The following is a 16,309-nucleotide window of genomic DNA, read 5'->3' as shown; positions in this document are numbered from 1 at the left end:
TCAATCCCCACCGGCTTCGCCTCCGCCCCTTTTCAAAGGGGCCAGGCCCTGCTGGCGCAGGGCCACAAAGCGGAAGGCTAGGGTCATCCGGCCCTACGAAAGATACTTTACGAATTGAAGCTCAACAGAAATCCAACTTGACTATCCTTGACGTATTCTGTAAAATTTTCACAAAAGATTGACTTGCTTCGGCGGATTTTTAAATGGTAGAAGCAAAAAAGAGGTGCTGAAATGAGATATGATTGCTTTTTTATTTCAGCATTGATTTTCCTCTGCCCATAATATACTCCCCCTAAAGTTGACCTTGGGTTTTCCTTGGTCACTTTAGGGGGAGTATATCACAATGCGTCCGGGCCTTTTTACTAAAACTTCGCCCCACCGAACTCGGCCAGTTTCAGTCCCTTGTTTCGGTCGGTGACCCACTGGATGGACCACTGGGAGGCGAACAGCAGCAGCTGGTTGCCCTTGTAATCCTCTACCAGCTTAACGTCATTGGGCAGAAGCAGGTCCTCCTCCTTCAGAGGCGGGGCGTCCTCGTCCTCTCTGACGATCCACCGCAGGTATTCAAAGGGCAGGCCCTCCTTGTAGAGCTCCACGTTGTACTCGCTGCGCAGGCGGTACTCCAGCACGTCAAACTGCAAGGTGCCTACCACGCCCACAATGACCTCCTCCATGCCGGAGTAGGGGGTCTTGAAAATCTGAATGGCCCCCTCCTGAGCGATCTGCTCCACTCCCTTGAGAAACTGCTTACGTTTCATGGTGTCTATGGAGCGGATACGCTGAAAGTGCTCGGGGGCAAAGGTGGGGATGGGGTCGAACTGGAATTTTTTTCCAGTGGCGCACAGGGTGTCGCCGATGGAGAAAATTCCCGGGTCAAACACGCCGATAATGTCCCCGGCATAGGCCTCCTCGATGATTTCCCGCTCCGCTGCCATCAGCTGCTGGGGCCGGGAAAGGCGTATTTTTTTTCCGCCCTGAAGGTGGTATACCTCCTTGTCCGCCTCAAATTTTCCCGAGACGACCCGCATAAAGGCGATACGGTCCCGGTGGGCCTTGTTCATGTTGGCCTGGATCTTGAAGACGAAGGCGGAGAAGTCGCTGTCGAAAGAGTCGATCACCTCGTCCCCTGCCGTTCGGGGCAGAGGGGCAGTAGTCATGCGGAGGAACTCCTCCAGGAAGGGCTCTACGCCGAAGTTGGTCAGGGCGGACCCGAAAAACACCGGCGACAGCTTGCCGTGGCGTACCCGCTCCAGGTCGAAGTCGCAGGAGGCCCCGTCCAGCAGCTCGATCTCGTCCACCAGCTGGTCCCGCTTGCCCGCGCCAATCAGCTCCGCCAAGGCGGGGTCGTCAGGCTCGATTTGAGTGGCGGTGGCCGCCCGGGCGTTGGTGTTGGAGGTGAAGTGGATCACCTTCCGGTTCTGCCGGTCGTACACCCCCATAAACTCCTTGCCGCAGCCGATGGGCCAGTTCATGGCGTAGGTGTCGATACCCAGCTCATGTTCCAGCTCCTCGCATAGCTCGAAGGGGTCTCGGGCCTCCCGGTCCATCTTGTTGATGAAGGTGAAGATAGGGATGTCCCGCATGGCGCACACCTTGAACAGCTTCCGGGTCTGGGCCTCCACACCCTTGGCGGCATCAATGACCATCACGGCGGAGTCGGCGGCCATCAGGGTGCGGTAGGTGTCCTCGGAGAAGTCCTGGTGGCCGGGGGTGTCCAGAATGTTGATGCAGAAGCCCTCATACTGGAACTGCATCACGGAGGAGGTCACCGAGATGCCGCGCTGCTTCTCAATCTCCATCCAGTCGGAGGTGGCCGCCCGGGTATTTTTCTTGCCCTTTACCTGTCCCGCCTGGGCAATGGCCCCGCCGTAGAGCAGGAATTTTTCGGTGAGGGTCGTCTTGCCGGCGTCCGGGTGAGAGATAATGGCAAAGGTCCTCCGGCGCTTGATTTCCGCTTCGTAGTTAGACAAAGGGGGTCGCTCCCTTCCTGTGATTTCCTGTTTGGCAAGCTATTGTACCATAATTCGGCCAGGACAGCAAGAGAAAATGTAGACCCCCGGAGGGCCAATGCACTCCGGGGGCTGCCGGTTAAAAGTCCATGCTGTCTGCCAGGTGGTCCACCATGTCATTGACCCGCTTGGCGGCCCGGTGAGCGGCCCGCTTTACCTGGCGGCTGGAGGGAGCCATTACGGCCCCCAGGGCGGTGCCGGCCATCATACCGGCGGCCATACCCAGAATAAATTTCCCGCTTCCACAATACTCGCTGTGCATTCTGAGTTCCTCCTTTTCATGTCTGCGGTTTCCATTTGTGTCTCCGGTCCGAAATACTCCAAAAGCGCAAAGAGAAATTGGGCTTTTTACCCAAACTGGCAATACTGCCAGCCCGTATGCGTCTATTCTTCCCGGAAAAGAGAAAAAACCTGTTGCTAAATCCTGCTTGTTCCGTTATAATTTATTTTAGGTTATTATGCGCTGGGACGCTGAATGACTTCCAACATTTTCCATAGTTTGCGCGGGAGGAAGCACATGAAACTTTTGATTCAGAACGGACGGGTTGTCCACCCGGTCACAGGAACGGTATTGCTCCAGGATATTCTGGTGGAGAACGACCGGATCAGCCTGCTGGAGCGGGGGCTGACAGTGGGGACGGACCGGACCATCGACGCCTCCGGACTGGTAGTGGCTCCGGGCCTGGTGGATATGCACGTCCATCTCCGGGACCCGGGGCTGACCTATAAGGAGGATATTATTACCGGCTGCGCTGCGGCGGCCAGAGGAGGCGTGACCTCTATGGCCTGCATGGCCAACACCAGTCCAGCGGTGGATCAGCCAGAGCAGGTGAAATACGTGCTGGACCGGGCCAGGCAGGCCAACGGCGTGGGGGTCTACCCGGTGGCCGCCCTGTCCAAGGGGCTTCAGGGGGAGGAGCCCACCGACGCCGAGGCCCTCCAGAAAGCGGGAGCCATTGCCCTGTCCGACGACGGCAACACGGTGGACAACGCCAACCTGATGCGGGACGCCCTCATCCTGGCCAACCGGCTGGATATGCCCATCCTGTGCCACTGTGAGGACACCTCCATGGTGGCGGGCCGGGCGGTGAACGAGGGCAGCGTCTCCCGCCAGCTGTGGCTGGAGGGGCGGCCCGCCATCGCCGAGGAGATCATGGTCATGCGGGACGCCATGCTGGCCGAGGAGACGGGTTCCAAGGTCCACATCTGCCACGTGACCACCGCCCGCAGCGTGGATATCATCCGCAAAATGAAGAAGAAGGGGGTCCCCATCACCTGCGAGACCTGCCCTCACTACTTTTCCCTCACTGAGGACGAGGTACTCAAGCAGGGGGCGCTGGCCAGGGTCAATCCCCCTCTGCGGACCCAGAAGGACGTCCACGGCATTATCGCCGGGCTGAAGGACGGCACCATCGACGCCATTGCCTCCGACCACGCCCCCCACTCGGTGGAGGAGAAGACCCGCCCCCTGACCCGGGCCCCCAGCGGTATGATTGGACTGGAAACCAGTCTGGCCTTGGCCCTCACCCAACTGTACCACACCAAAAAGATGGACCTGCCCACCATTATTCGCCGTATGTCCACCAACCCCGCCGATATCCTCCATATCCCCCGGGGCCGTATGTCCCTGGGTGCGGTGGCCGACCTGGTCATCTTCGACCCGGACGAGGAGTGGATCGTGGACCCTCACCTCTTCGTCTCCAAGGCCCGCAATACCCCCTTCGGCGGCTGGAAGGTAAAGGGCAGGGTGAAGTATACCATTGTAAAAGGGGAGGTCATCTATCAGGAGGGGGCATAACAGCGCAGCGCACAATCAAAGATTAAAATATAGAGAGGAAATCAAAACGTATGTCAATGGATGTTTTACAGGACAAGATCAGAGCCATGAAGAATCCCACCGTCGCCGGGCTGGACGCCCGCATTGATTATGTGCCCGAGCACATCCGCAGGGCCGCCTTTGAGCAGTACGGCGTGGGGCTGGAGGGGGCCGTGGAGGCCATCTGGCAGTTCAACGTGGGTCTGATTGACGCGCTGTGCGACATTGTCCCCTCGGTGAAGCCCCAGACCGCCTACTATGAGAACATGGGCTGGCGGGGCATGGAGATGCTGGAGCGCACCATCCAGTACGCCAAGAGCAAGGGGCTTTATGTCATCGCCGATATCAAGCGGGGCGACATCGGCACCACCGCCGCCGCCTACTCCGAGGGCTGGCTCACCGGGGCCAAGATCGAGGGCCAGGTGTTCAAGTCCTTTGACCCCGACTGTATCACCATCAGCGGCTACATGGGTTCCGACTCCATCCGCCCCTTCCTGGAGGCTGCCATGTCGGAGGACAAGTGTATCTTCGTGCTGGTGAAGACCTCCAATCCCGGCTCCGGGGAGCTCCAGGATATTGTGGCCGGCGACCGGCAGGTGTATGAGGTGGTGGGCGACCTGAACGAGCGGGTTGCCGCCGGCACCGAGGGCAAGTACGGCTACAATATGGCCGGGGCGGTGGTGGGAGCCACCTACCCCTCCGATATCCGGGCCCTGCGCAAGCGGCTGGAAAAAACCTTCTTCCTGGTCCCCGGCTACGGCGCCCAGGGCGGCACCGCCGAGGATGTGAAGTACGCCTTCGACAAGTACGGCCACGGGGCCATCGTCAACTCCTCCCGGGGCATTATGTGTGCCTGGAAGAAGACGGGCAAGAACGGCCTGGACTTTGCGGAGGCCGCCCGGGACGCCGCCATCGCCATGCGGGAGGATATCCAGCAGTTTGTGACCATCGTTTAAGGGAACGGTCCCGGTCTGGCTTTATATTCCCGCTCCGGCGGGAAGGAAAGGGGTATTATGGCTGAAGTTTGTGCGTTCTGCGGAGCAGAATTAAAGCGCTTTGGAATAGACACGCTGGTGTGCGCCAACGTCACCCAGACGGTTTGCAAGGACTGCTGGACCAAGTACCGGGACGCCTCCCAGACGGAGCGGTGCCGGGATATCCTGAAGCACAGCTGGGCCAAAGAACCGGAACAGATCCACGCCTTTTTGGAGGAACAGGAGCGGGAAGCGGCCAGGGAACAGGCGAGGGCTGAAAAGCTGAACCGGCTGATCAGCTGCTGCGGCCAGCCCATGACTCCCCTGGGGGTGTCGAAGTTTCAGTTAGGCCAGACCAGTTGGATTTTTGGCGATTGGTCCAATCTGTTAGCCGGCGCCATGGAGCTGGCCGTGTTTCGCTGCGAGCGCTGCGGGCAGATCAAGTTTATGGACCCCAATATTATGAAGGATCGGATGAAAGAACCATGACCACCATCTATCTTGTCCGCCACGCTGAGGCGGAGGGCAACCTGTACCGCCTGGTCCACGGCTGGTATAACTCCCTGATTACCGAAAACGGCTACCGGCAGATCGCGGCCCTGGAGGAACGCTTTCGGGATATCCCGGTGGACGCGGTGTACTCCAGCGACCTGTTCCGGACGCGCACCACCGCCCGGGCGGTCTACCGCGCCAAAAACCTCCCTCTGCGCACCTGCCCCGGCCTGCGGGAGCTGAACCTGGGGGACTGGGAGGACCGGACCTTTGGAAGCGTGCGGATTGCGGAGCCCCATCAGCTGGACCTGTTCAACCGCACCGACCCGGCCTGGGAGGTGGAACACGGGGAGACCTTCTTCCAGCTGGGGGACCGGCTGTATGACACGGTGCGCCGTCTGGCGGAGCGGCATCCAAACCAGACTGTCGCGATGTTCAGCCACGGCATGGCCATCCGGCAGTTCCTGGGCAAGGTGAAGAATATCCCGCCGGAGGAGTGGCACACGATGCCCCACGGGGACAACACGGCGGTGTCCTGCCTCACCTTCGACGGGGAGAAGTTCGAGATTCAGTATGAGATGGACAACTCCCACCTGCCGGAGGACATCTCCACCCTGGCCCGCCAGGCCTGGTGGCGGAAGGACAAGAAGGCGGCGGCCGACGTGAACCTGTGGAGCGATATACCATTTATCCACCACTGCTGGGACCGGGAGCTGTACCTGAAGCTGCGCCGGGAGGTCTGTCCCGGCGTGGAGGATTCGATCCTTCTGGCAGAGGCGGAGGACCTGTGGGATCGCTCTATGTGGAACCTCCACATATTCCACGCGGGGGAGCGGCCAATGGGCGTGATCCTGTATGATGTCCGGTACAAGACAAAAAAGGCGGGGTACATCAAATTTCTCTCCATCCTTCCGGAGGACCGGGGCAGGGGGCTGGGGGTCCAGCTCATCGGACAGGCGGTGTCCATGTACCGCAACAGCGGTCGGGACCGGCTGCGGCTCCACTGTCCCAGGGACAACGAGCGGGCCCGCCGCTTCTTCCAGAAATACGGCTTTGTGAAGCTGAGAGAGGAAGCGGAGGGGGATTTCATGGAGAAGTACATCGGCTATGAGGGCTGGTAAGTCCGGCGTTTTGCATGGCGTATAAAACGGCAGCGGTGATTCCATGGAGGATGGAACGGCCGCTGCTGTTTTTGCGTTTTTATGGGAGACCCGAGATTGCTATGTTACCATCCCGGCCCACTCCAGCACAAGGCGGTAGTAGTCGCAGTCCAGAATGGTCCCCGAGTAGGCGACCCGGTTCTGCACCTCGGCCACCATTCCGGCCACCTCCTCCAGGTCGGGTTCCTCCCCGTCCCAGCGGGTAAACTGGTCGGTGATGGAATTGTAGTAGCCCGCCTCGTTGATAAAGCTGTAGTTGGAAAAGATGACCAGCGGGTCTGCGGTGGACAGAATGTCAGAGCCCATGATCAGCCGGGAGTCGTAGTCCAGACCGAAGAGGTTGGACAGAGTGGGCATCACGTCCAGACTGGAGCAGAACTTGTTCACATGGACGGCGGTCCCCTCCAGTTCGCCGCTCCAGAGGATGAGGGTGTTTTTGTAAATCTCAAAGACGGGGTCCACCTCATGGCCCAGCAGCTCGCTGTACTGATCGTCGGTGAGGCCGTAGGGGTAGTGGTCGGCGGACAGGACGATCACCGTGTCGTTCAGCTTGCCCGCCGCCTCCAGCCGGGCAATCAGCTCCTCCATGGCCAGCTCCAGCTCCATCTGGCAGGCCAGGTAGCACCGCACCTCCTCGCTGTAGGGCAGGTCCTTCACCGCCTCCCAGTGGCGGACGGACATGGCATTGGAGTCCAGCGTGTAGGTCAGGTGGCCGCTGACGGTGAGGCAGTAGACCATAAACTTGTCCTCCTGGACGAACATGGGGGCGATTTTTTCCATCATCTCCAGGTCGGAGGGAGGGAAGCTGTCCCCTGACTCCAGCTCCAGCCCCTGGCCGATGGCGTAATACTCGTAGCCCATATTGGGGTGAGATTTGTCCCGGTCGTAGTAGTCGTAGAGGTAGTCATGGAAGGCGAGGGTGCGGTAGCCCTCCTTGCGGAACTGGTTCCCCAGGGCGAAGGGCATATAGTTCTCCGCGGACAGGGAGTAGCTCCACACCCCGGATTTGGGGATGAGGCCGGTGGTGGTGACATACTCCCCGTCGGAGGTGGACACCCCCCACAGAGGCGTGTAGAAGTTGTCAAACACAAAGCCCTGGTGGGACAGCTTCCACAGAGTGGGCGTCCGCTCTGGATCCATAGCCAAGGTGGAGAAGCCCTCCGCCACGATCCAAATCAGATTTTTCCCCTCAAAATAGCCCGTCCACAGGTTTTCCGCCGTGGGAGGCCGCTGGGAGAACCACAGATGAGCGCTTTTCAGTCCCTCGTCCTCCTCCTGGTCGATGAGAGCATTGAAGTCGATGGGCAGTGTATGGAAGCCCGGGATCATCTCCGGGGAGAATACGCTGCCGGCGGGGGGCGGGTCGTCCTCTGGAGGGCGAGTGGGCTCCAGGTCGGGTGGGGCCTTATCGGGTTCAGGCTCCGGTTCCACCTCCAGGCTGTCGGGCTGGATGCCATAAAGGACCCGTTTGATTTCCAGCTCGGTCTGGGTCAGAACGCCGAAGTTCTGGACCTCCAGCTCCGGAGAGGCGGCCCGGTAGTAGATGTACCGCAGAGAGAGCACTCCGCTGCCGCACAGCAGCACCAGCCCCATCGACGCCAGCTGAATGCCCGCCGCCATTGCCGCCCACCTCAGTCCCAGTTTCCTGCCGGGGGCAGAGGGGGCGGAGATGATGCGGTCCCGGAATTTCCAGGCCAGCACCGTGGGGAAGACCATCATCAGAATGGGAAAGCCGTTGGCCAGGATATTGCCCACCGCCATTTCGCCGAAGGACTGGGCCACCATCAGCATTTTGGTCAGGGAGAAGATGGTGAGGAAGGCCTTGAAGAGGTGGTAATACACCAGCTGCGCGCCCACCCACATAGAGACCAGCGCGGTACACAGAGGCAGCAGGAGGCGGCCAAGTCTGGGGGATACGCCGCCGCACAGCAGTCCCAGCAGCATGGCCGCAGGCAGGGTAAACAGAAAGGTGAACACCGCCCCCTCCACCGTCAAGGTATGGAAGCAAAAGAGCTTTAGAAACAGCTCCTCGTAGTAGATGACCCCCAGCAGAAAGAGGGAGGGGGCGGCCAGCGCGTGCCACTGCGCCCACAGGGCGGCTCCCCCGGTTTTCTCATGTTCCAGCGCAATCATCTCCTATAAGTGCCTGATGGGCAGGATTTGCACTATTTTACTGGATTGCAGGGCAGTTGTCAACGGGAGATACTTCCGCAAAGCTATACATTAAAGCGAAAAAGTACCGGATGTCGAATTCAATTTTGTGTATGTGCCCCAAGAAAAATTCTTGAAAAAAATGGAGTAATCTGGTATGATAACATTGCTTCATAATTTATTCACAAATCCCCGGTGTGCGGCGGAGGAGAAAGCGAGGAACGGCAGTGTCTCAGCGGAGCGAGAAAGTCCTGGAGGGGCTGAAAAGGGCCTATGCCGCCTACTATGATATAGAAGAGCTTGACGACGGCACCGCGCTCAAGGCGCTGTGCGCCTACCACAACCGGGACAGCCAGTATGTGCTGGTAAAAAAGGCGGAGCTGTGGGCGGCGGAGGAGCATGAATATCTCTACCTGTGGGACGCGGGCCAATTGGACGCCGGCCTGACGGACGCCATCTTTCAGCGCACCCTGGCCGATGGCCTGCCCCGGGTGCGCCCCCACGCCCAGCATATGTACACCTACCTCACCGCTGTGGTACTGTATGACAGCGCCCAGCCAGACGCCCTGGCCCAGCTGAAACGGCTGAAGAAGCGCCGGGAATTTAAGCTATCGCTCCATGGATGGATGGAGTTTCGAATAGCCGCCGTGGACCTGTCCAACGGTGAAATTACCACCAACCGCGCCGGAAAGGCCCTGGGAAAGGATCTGAAGCGGATGGTGGGACGCATCATCTCAGCAAATCAAATCGGAGAGGAGAAAACACAATGAATGCAATGCTAGTTGTCATCGTTGGCATCGCCATCCTAGTCGTGGGATACATTTTCTACGGCGGCTGGCTGGCCAAGCAGTGGGGTGTGGACGACTCCAAGACCACTCCGGCCCATGAGCTGGAGGACGGCATGGACTACGTTCCCGCCAAGGCCCCCGTCCTGATGGGACACCACTTTTCCTCCATCGCCGGCGCCGGCCCTATTAACGGCCCCATTCAGGCGGCTGTGTTCGGCTGGGTCCCCGTAGTGCTGTGGGTCCTGATCGGCGGCATTTTCTTCGGAGCCGTCCATGACTATGGCGCTCTGTTCGCCTCCATTCGCCACAAGGGCCAGTCCCTGGGCGAGGTGGTGGCCGTCAACATCGGCGAACGGGCCAAGAAGCTCTTCCTGGTCTTCTCTTACCTGACCCTGGTGCTGGTGGTGGCTGCCTTCGCCTCCATTGTGGCCGGCACCTTTGAGGCCAAGTATACTGAGGCCGGCGCAGTGGATATGGCTGCCTCTGCCACCAACGCCTCCGTGGCCATGATTTCCATTCTGTTCATCCTGATGGCCATTATCTTCGGCATCCTGGTGTACCGTCGGGGTGCGCCCCTGTCGGTGGCCACTATTGCCGGTGTCATCGGCATCATCATCTGCTTGGTCATCGGCCTGAACTTCCACCCCATCTATCTGTCCAATACCGCTTGGATGTGGATCATCGCGGTCTATATCCTGGTTGCCTCTGTGGCTCCGGTGTGGATTCTGCTCCAGCCCCGTGACTATCTCAGCTCCTTCCTGCTGTACGGCATGATGATTATTGCCGCCGTGGGCGTGATCGGTGCGGGCCTCACCGGTGCGGACGCCGCCCACATGGATATGCCCGCTTTTACCGCCTGGAAGGACCCCATCACCAGTCTGGGCACCATGTTCCCCGCCCTGTTTGTCACCATCGCCTGCGGCGCCATTTCCGGCTTCCACTCCCTGGTGGGCTCCGGTACTACCGCCAAGCAGCTGGACCACGAGCGGGACGCCAAGCCCATCGCCTATGGCGGTATGCTCATTGAGTGTGCCCTGGCCCTGATTTCCTTGGCTGCCGTCTCCTTCATCTGGACGGAGTATAAGGCCGGTGATATCCGTGTTCCCACCCAGGTCTTTGCCACCGGTATCTCCCGGATGGTGGCTTCCATCCCTGGCCTGGAGTCCACTCAGACCACTGTCAGTTCCCTGCTGGTGCTCACCGTCTCCGCCTTCTGTCTTACCTCTCTGGACACCGCGACCCGTCTGGCCCGGTACATGTTCCAGGAGTTCTGGCTCAAGCCCGGCGAGACCTATAAGGATGCCACTGGCGTCAAGGCGACCCTGTGCAACCCCCTGGTCGCCACTGCCATCACCGTGGTGCTGGGTGTGGGCCTTGGCATGACCGGTTACGGCAAGATTTGGCCCCTGTTCGGCGCTGCCAACCAGCTGCTGGCCGCTCTGGCCCTGCTCACCGTCTGCGCCTGGCTGGGCAACATCGGCCGGAACAACAAGATGTTCTACTTCCCGATGGGCTTCATGCTTATTGTCACCCTGACCTCCCTGTTCCAGACCGTCACCGGCCGCGCCAAGATGATTATGGCTGGCGCCGAGGGGGTGGACTGGGGCACCTACGCTCAGGCTATCTTGGGTACCCTGCTCTTCATCTTGGCCATCGTGCTGGCCATCGAGGGCTGCCAGACCATCTTCGGCAAGAAGAAAAAGGCTTAACCCTGTTCCATCCAAACAGAGTCAAAAGCGGGCCCGTTTTCGGGTCCGCTTTCTGATTGCCCGCAGGGCGTTTTTGTGGTATAATGGCCCGGATATCACACAGAGCACCATTCCATTCCGTAATATCACATAATTATTATTCCTATACGTAAATGCCCTCCGGTATCGGGCGGGCGCCTGCGTCAGTTGTGAGTCCCTCAGAGCGGGGAAAAAGTTTCGTTTCAAAGAAAAGAAGACCGGCCCGGCGAGGGCAAAAAATTTGGAGGTAAAGGATATGAAAATCCGCAAGCTCCTGTCTCTGCTCCTGTCCGTCCTGATTGCCCTGGTGGTGCTGACGGGCTCCATCGCCATGCCTCTGCTGTGCCGGTCCTTCTACTACGCCCACATCGGCCCCATGGGGCTGGAGGACTGGGGACTGACCCGGGCGGAGATTGAGACGGCGTACAATGAGATGATGGACTTCTGCCTGGGGAAGCGGGAGGACTTCTCTGCCGGCGTGCTGGCCTTCTCCCAGTCGGGGGCGGACCACTTTGCCGACGTGCGGGGGCTGTTTCTGCTGGATTTGCGGGTTCTGAAAATTTCTGTGATGGCGCTGGGCTTCCTGCTGGGCTGGTGCATGGTGGGGAAGGTGCGCCCCCACCGTTTTCTGGACCGGGGTCCCGGCTTCTGGGCGGCGGCGGGACTGGGCGTCTCCTTCCTGGCGGTGGGCGGGCTGGCCGCCCTGGACTTTGACCGGGCCTTCGTCATCTTTCACAGCATTTTTTTCCCGGGAAAGGATAATTGGATTTTCGACTGGCAGACCGACCCCATCATCCTCTTTTTACCCCAGGACTTTTTCCGCAACTGTGCCCTTTTGATCCTGGGACTGCTGCTGCTCTGGTGTGGAGCACTCATTGCCGCTGACAGCTGGGCGAGAAACGGTGGGAAAAATCGCTGAAATTTGTGCAAACCGCCCATTGCGTCCCGAGGCACTTTTTGGTAGATTAGATTAAATGGGAAGGGAGGGGTTGCCATGTCCGCGCTGATGATTGCGGGTTCGATGCTTGGCGGCGTCTCTGTTTCTATTTTCTGTTGACGATCACGTTCCGTGGTCGTTTTTTTATGGCCGCAGCAAGGGGACACCGGGCCTGCCGCCGAGAGAGAAAGGAGAACGACATGAATCAAAACGAACCCATCCGCGACGCCCGCCAGCTGGGTCTGCCCAAGATGCTGATTCTGGGGCTCCAGCATATGTTCGCCATGTTCGGCGCAACGGTTCTGGTGCCCATCCTGGTCCAGGGCTACGGTCTGCCCCTGTCCATCCAGACAACCCTGTTGTTTGCCGGCCTGGGGACCCTGTTTTTCCATTTTTGCACCAAGTGGAAGGTGCCCGCCTTCCTGGGCTCTTCCTTCGCCTACCTGGGCGGCTTTGCCGCGGTGGCCGAGCTAGACTCGGGTATCTACGCTGGTATGACTGGCGAGGAGAAGCTGCCCTACGCCCTGGGCGGCATTGTGGTGGCTGGTCTGCTCTACCTGATCCTTGCCGCTCTCATCAAGGTAGTGGGGGTCCACAAGGTGATGCGTTTCCTGCCCCCGGTGGTCACCGGTCCCATTATTATTCTGATCGGTCTGTCCCTGGCCCCCAGTGCCATCAACAACGCCTCCACCTGCTGGTGGCTGGCCATTTTGTCCATCGCCGTCATTGTGGCCGCCAACATTTGGGGCAGGGGAATGGTGAAGATCATCCCCATTCTTCTGGGTGTTCTCATCCCTTACGCTGTGGCCCTGGTCACCAATCAGGTGGATTTTTCCAGTGTGACGGCCGCCAATGCTGTGGGCATCCAGCCCTTTGTTCTGGCCAAATTTGACCTGACCTCCATCCTGGTTATGGCCCCCATCGCCATTGCGGCTATGATGGAGCACATCGGCGATATGTCCGCCATCTCCGCCACCGTGGAGGAGAATTTTGTGGAGGACCCCGGCCTGCACCGCACCCTCATCGGCGATGGAGTCGCCACCGCCATTGCCGGTCTCTTTGGCGGTCCCGCCAACACCACCTACGGCGAGAACACCGGCGTGCTGGAGCTGTCCCGGGTCTTTGACCCCAAGGTGGTCCGTCTGGCCGCCCTCTATGCAGTGGTGCTGTCCTTCTCCCCCAAGTTCGCCGCTGTCATCAACTCCATCCCTACCGCCATCATCGGCGGCGTATCCTTCATCCTCTACGGCATGATCTCCGCTATCGGTGTGCGCAATGTGGTGGAGAATCGGGTCGACTTTACCAACTCCCGAAACCTGATTATTGCCGCTGTCATCATGGTCTGCGGCCTGGGCTTCAAGATCTGGGGCTTTAACAACGAGTTCTCCGGCCTCACCTTCCACATCGGCGGCACCGATATCACCCTTACCTCCCTGGCCATCGCCGCCATCGCCGGTATCGCTCTCAATGCCATTCTCCCCGGTAAGGACTATGAGTTTGGCTCCGATGTGACCAAGGGCCGCTCCGGCGATTTTGGCCGCTATTAAGGGGAGCGGATGATTTCCCGGCCCGCAGGGAAAAGCCTGAAAAACCCATATAGTACAGATGAAAAAATCATTAAATAAACGAAAAGCCCCTTGCGCCCCGGGAAAAAATCGGATAGAATAGAGACACCAAACGGGAAACCGTAATTTAGGAGGTTACTGCAATGGATTTGAAGAGCACCTTTGAGACGCTGAAGGACCAGGCCACCGATCTGGCCCAGGCGGGCGTAGCTCAGTCCAAGCGCCTAGCCGAGATTGCCAAGCTGAAAATGGCGAACATGGCCGAGGAGGATGCCATCAAGAAGGCCTACATTGAACTGGGCAAGCTCTACTATGCGGAGCAGGGCGCAACCCCTGACGGTGCCTATGCCTCGGCCTGTGAGCGGATCACCGCCTCCAAGGCCCTGATCGAGACCAACAACGAGCGGATTAACGAGCTGAAGCAGGCCCCCGAGGTGGAGGTCGAGGTGGAAGCAGAGTTGGAGGTCCCCGCCGAGGAAGCTCCGGAGGCTCCCGCTGAGGAGGCCCTGGAGGCTCCCGCTGAGGAGAGCTTTGAGGTGACCGTGGAGGAAGAGAAGCAGGACTGAGAGAATATTTCTGGAGACTGTCCAATGGGCAGTCTTTTTTTGTGCATGGAAGGGGGCGATTTAGGACAAGCTGGACCGGGAGGGAGCGCTGATGGAACAAATTCAATATTACCGTCTGCCCCAGGACGTGGTGGGCCACGATGCCGCGCTGCTGTCCTACTGGGACCGGATGCCCGCCAAGGCCCGGCTGCGGTTGTTGGAGAGCCCAATTACCGTTTCGACCCTGGGGGAGCTGAAAATGCTGGCGGAGTCCCTGGGTCGGGAATAGCTTGCGGTTTTAGTCAAAAGGTGGTACCATAGGGAAAAATAATAAGGAGCGTGGAATGATGCTGTTTTTATGGTACCCCAAATGTTCGACCTGCCAGAGGGCCAAAAAATTCCTGGACAGCCGGGGGGTGTCCTGTCAGGTGCGGCACATCAAGGAGGAAAATCCCTCCGCCAACGAACTGCGCAGCTGGTGGAAGGCCAGCGGTCTGCCGCTGAAAAAGTTTTTCAACACCTCGGGGATGCTCTACCGGGAGCTGGGCCTGAAAGACAAGCTGGCCGCTATGAATGAGGAGGAGCAGCTGGAGCTGCTGGCCTCCGATGGAATGCTGGTCAAGCGGCCTCTGCTGGTGGGGGAGGACTTTGTACTGGCGGGTTTTCGCCAGGTGGAATGGGAGGACAAGCTGTAATTTTTTCCAACTCTGCACAGTTGGCCCAGGGGGAATTTACCACCCCGGCAGTTTCAAGGTGAGAAGCGGAGACGCTGGAAATGGTGGGATTCCTCCCCAGGGTTGAATCGGGATTTCTCCGGCCATAATGAGAGGGCGGGCGGCGTTACGCTGTGCCGCCCGATCTTTTTTGTGGTTCGGGGGTGAAACAATGGATCAAGAAACAAAAAAGGGGCCAGGAGTGCTGGGGCTGGCCGCTGTAGGGGCGGTGATCTTTGGTGTCGCCCTGCTGACCAGCGGACGTATCCGGGCCCCGTCAGTGGCAGCTATGGCCCCGGCGGCGGTCCAGCAACAGCCAGCGGCGGCGAGGAGCGTCATTCCGCTGGGCAAGGCGGTGGGCATCAAGCTGTTCTCCGACGGCGTGCTGGTGGTGGGCCTGTCGCCGGTGGAGACGGAAGGCGGCGCCTCCTATCCTGGCCGGGACTGCGGCCTGAAGGCGGGGGACGTTATCACCCACATCAATGGCGGCGAGGTGGATACCATTGAGGAGGTCCAGGCGCTGGTGAAGGAGTGTGAGGACGAGCCTCTCACCATTCAGGCGATGCGGGGCCAGCGACAGCTCCAGCTGACGGCGGCAGCAGTGGAGAACAGCCAGGGTGTCTATCAGCTGGGTGTGTGGCTGCGGGACTCCATGGCGGGCATAGGCACCATGACCTTCTACGACCCGGAGAGCGGTGTGTTTGGCGCGCTGGGCCACGGGATCAACGACGTGGACACCTCCATGCTCATGCCGCTGGAGTCGGGCAGCATTATGCCGGCCAGCGTCACAGAGGTGAAAAAGGGGGCCGGCGGTTCCCCTGGGGAGCTCCACGGACAGTTTGATTTGACCCGGGACCTGGGGACCCTGTATGCTAATACCAATCTGGGAATTTTCGGGCAGATGCCCAGGGAAACCGTGAGCAGTCAGGCCGAGCCAGTGGAGGTGGCCAGCCGGGACCAGGTGGAAATTGGTCCGGCGACCATTCTGTCCAACATCCGGGGGGACGAGGTGGAGGAGTTTGACGTAGAAATCACCCACCTGTACCCCGAGGGCGACGGTACCCGCAGTATGATGGTAGAGGTCAGAGACCCGGAGCTGCTGTCTGCTACCGGCGGGATTGTCCAGGGAATGTCGGGGAGCCCGCTGCTCCAGAACGGACGCCTGGTGGGAGCGGTGACCCATGTGCTGGTCAATGATCCCACCAAGGGCTACGCCATTTTAGCAGAGAACATGCTGAAGCAGGCAGTGGGAGAACATCCGCTGACGAAGTAACAAACGCAGTACGGGTTCACGGAGAGTCTGGACCCGTACTGCATTTATTTGTGCCGCCGGCCGGCAAAAGAAATCCTGCGGACTCAGGGAGAGACCTGTGTCCGCAGGATTTTTTGCATTTTAGGGGCAAAAATGCACAGGAAGTATAGAATCTGTGCA

15 protein-coding genes are annotated in these 16,309 nt (G+C 59.4%); 12 read left to right on the top strand and 3 right to left on the bottom strand.

Annotated elements, in window-relative coordinates; all coding sequences use genetic code 11:
- Positions 1-362: 362 nt before the first annotated feature.
- Positions 363-1,970: a peptide chain release factor 3 gene (locus D1646_RS02875; protein ID WP_160634996.1), complete on the bottom strand. Its 1,608-nt coding sequence runs from the start codon at positions 1,968-1,970 to the stop codon at positions 363-365.
- Positions 1,971-2,088: 118 nt separating this feature from the next.
- Positions 2,089-2,271 (bottom strand): hypothetical protein, encoded by a 183-nt coding sequence (locus D1646_RS02870; protein WP_160634995.1) that lies wholly within the window; start codon positions 2,269-2,271, stop codon positions 2,089-2,091.
- Between the two features lie 255 nt (positions 2,272-2,526).
- Here D1646_RS02870 and D1646_RS02865 point away from each other — a divergent pair, with 255 nt between their 5' ends.
- Genes D1646_RS02865 through D1646_RS02850 form a run of 4 tightly spaced genes read left to right on the top strand, consistent with a single transcriptional unit; the run spans position 2,527 to position 6,412 of the window.
- Entirely contained in the window at positions 2,527-3,807 is a 1,281-nt protein-coding gene (locus tag D1646_RS02865) for a dihydroorotase (protein ID WP_160634994.1), read from the top strand.
- A gap of 50 nt (positions 3,808-3,857) precedes the next feature.
- Positions 3,858-4,781: an orotidine-5'-phosphate decarboxylase gene (gene pyrF, locus D1646_RS02860; RefSeq protein ID WP_160634993.1), complete on the top strand. Its 924-nt coding sequence runs from the start codon at positions 3,858-3,860 to the stop codon at positions 4,779-4,781.
- Between the two features lie 57 nt (positions 4,782-4,838).
- Positions 4,839-5,288: a hypothetical protein gene (locus D1646_RS02855; protein ID WP_160634992.1), complete on the top strand. Its 450-nt coding sequence runs from the start codon at positions 4,839-4,841 to the stop codon at positions 5,286-5,288.
- On the top strand, positions 5,285-6,412 hold the full coding sequence (locus D1646_RS02850) for a bifunctional histidine phosphatase family protein/GNAT family N-acetyltransferase (RefSeq protein ID WP_160634991.1): 1,128 nt from the start codon (positions 5,285-5,287) through the stop codon (positions 6,410-6,412). Before D1646_RS02855 ends, D1646_RS02850 begins: the two co-directional genes overlap by 4 nt.
- A 99-nt stretch (positions 6,413-6,511) precedes the next feature.
- Here the strand turns inward: D1646_RS02850 and D1646_RS02845 are convergent, their stop codons facing one another.
- Positions 6,512-8,584 carry an LTA synthase family protein gene (locus D1646_RS02845; RefSeq protein WP_160634990.1) on the bottom strand — a complete coding sequence of 691 codons (2,073 nt, stop codon included), beginning with the start codon at positions 8,582-8,584 and terminating at the stop codon, positions 6,512-6,514.
- A gap of 245 nt (positions 8,585-8,829) precedes the next feature.
- On the opposite strand from D1646_RS02845, the gene D1646_RS02840 reads away from it, so the two are divergent.
- The 8 genes from D1646_RS02840 (at position 8,830) to spoIVB (ending at position 16,150) form a co-directional block, all read left to right on the top strand.
- Positions 8,830-9,372 carry a hypothetical protein gene (locus D1646_RS02840; protein WP_160634989.1) on the top strand — a complete coding sequence of 181 codons (543 nt, stop codon included), beginning with the start codon at positions 8,830-8,832 and terminating at the stop codon, positions 9,370-9,372.
- A complete protein-coding gene (locus D1646_RS02835; protein WP_160634988.1) occupies positions 9,369-11,099 on the top strand; it encodes a carbon starvation protein A in 1,731 nt (576 codons plus the stop codon). The genes D1646_RS02840 and D1646_RS02835 overlap by 4 nt, the downstream gene beginning before the upstream one ends.
- A gap of 274 nt (positions 11,100-11,373) precedes the next feature.
- A complete protein-coding gene (locus D1646_RS02830; protein ID WP_160634987.1) occupies positions 11,374-12,036 on the top strand; it encodes a TIGR01906 family membrane protein in 663 nt (220 codons plus the stop codon).
- Positions 12,037-12,254: 218 nt separating this feature from the next.
- A complete protein-coding gene (locus D1646_RS02825) occupies positions 12,255-13,601 on the top strand; it encodes a uracil-xanthine permease family protein (protein WP_160634986.1) in 1,347 nt (448 codons plus the stop codon).
- A 161-nt stretch (positions 13,602-13,762) separates the two neighbouring features.
- Entirely contained in the window at positions 13,763-14,185 is a 423-nt protein-coding gene (locus D1646_RS02820) for a serine proteinase (protein ID WP_201754528.1), read from the top strand.
- A 91-nt stretch (positions 14,186-14,276) separates the two neighbouring features.
- The gene (locus D1646_RS02810; RefSeq protein ID WP_160634985.1) at positions 14,277-14,453 is read left to right on the top strand and encodes a hypothetical protein; all 177 of its coding nucleotides are present in this window, start codon (positions 14,277-14,279) and stop codon (positions 14,451-14,453) included.
- Positions 14,454-14,508: 55 nt separating this feature from the next.
- Positions 14,509-14,859 carry an arsenate reductase family protein gene (locus D1646_RS02805; RefSeq protein ID WP_160634984.1) on the top strand — a complete coding sequence of 117 codons (351 nt, stop codon included), beginning with the start codon at positions 14,509-14,511 and terminating at the stop codon, positions 14,857-14,859.
- Between the two features lie 190 nt (positions 14,860-15,049).
- Positions 15,050-16,150 (top strand): SpoIVB peptidase, encoded by a 1,101-nt coding sequence (gene spoIVB, locus D1646_RS02800; RefSeq protein WP_160634983.1) that lies wholly within the window; start codon positions 15,050-15,052, stop codon positions 16,148-16,150.
- The last annotated feature ends 159 nt before the right edge of the window (positions 16,151-16,309 follow it).

The sequence above is a fragment of the Pseudoflavonifractor sp. 60 genome (assembly GCF_009911645.1).
GTDB lineage: Bacteria > Bacillota > Clostridia > Oscillospirales > Oscillospiraceae > Lawsonibacter.
Note: the sequence above shows the minus strand (reverse complement) of the source record. Positions and strands in the feature narration are given on the sequence as shown.

What these genes read in the sequence shown, in the direction of transcription:
- spoIVB (WP_160634983.1), top strand. Translation starts at nt 15,050, where the DNA reads ATGGATCAAGAAACAAAAAAGGGGCCAGGAGTGCTGGGGCTGGCCGCT.
- D1646_RS02845 (WP_160634990.1), bottom strand. Translation starts at nt 8,584, where the DNA reads ATGATTGCGCTGGAACATGAGAAAACCGGGGGAGCCGCCCTGTGGGCG.
- pyrF (WP_160634993.1), top strand. Translation starts at nt 3,858, where the DNA reads ATGTCAATGGATGTTTTACAGGACAAGATCAGAGCCATGAAGAATCCC.
- D1646_RS02805 (WP_160634984.1), top strand. Translation starts at nt 14,509, where the DNA reads ATGATGCTGTTTTTATGGTACCCCAAATGTTCGACCTGCCAGAGGGCC.
- D1646_RS02835 (WP_160634988.1), top strand. Translation starts at nt 9,369, where the DNA reads ATGAATGCAATGCTAGTTGTCATCGTTGGCATCGCCATCCTAGTCGTG.
- D1646_RS02850 (WP_160634991.1), top strand. Translation starts at nt 5,285, where the DNA reads ATGACCACCATCTATCTTGTCCGCCACGCTGAGGCGGAGGGCAACCTG.
- D1646_RS02865 (WP_160634994.1), top strand. Translation starts at nt 2,527, where the DNA reads ATGAAACTTTTGATTCAGAACGGACGGGTTGTCCACCCGGTCACAGGA.
- D1646_RS02825 (WP_160634986.1), top strand. Translation starts at nt 12,255, where the DNA reads ATGAATCAAAACGAACCCATCCGCGACGCCCGCCAGCTGGGTCTGCCC.
- D1646_RS02810 (WP_160634985.1), top strand. Translation starts at nt 14,277, where the DNA reads ATGGAACAAATTCAATATTACCGTCTGCCCCAGGACGTGGTGGGCCAC.
- D1646_RS02855 (WP_160634992.1), top strand. Translation starts at nt 4,839, where the DNA reads ATGGCTGAAGTTTGTGCGTTCTGCGGAGCAGAATTAAAGCGCTTTGGA.
- D1646_RS02820 (WP_201754528.1), top strand. Translation starts at nt 13,763, where the DNA reads ATGGATTTGAAGAGCACCTTTGAGACGCTGAAGGACCAGGCCACCGAT.
- D1646_RS02870 (WP_160634995.1), bottom strand. Translation starts at nt 2,271, where the DNA reads ATGCACAGCGAGTATTGTGGAAGCGGGAAATTTATTCTGGGTATGGCC.
- D1646_RS02830 (WP_160634987.1), top strand. Translation starts at nt 11,374, where the DNA reads ATGAAAATCCGCAAGCTCCTGTCTCTGCTCCTGTCCGTCCTGATTGCC.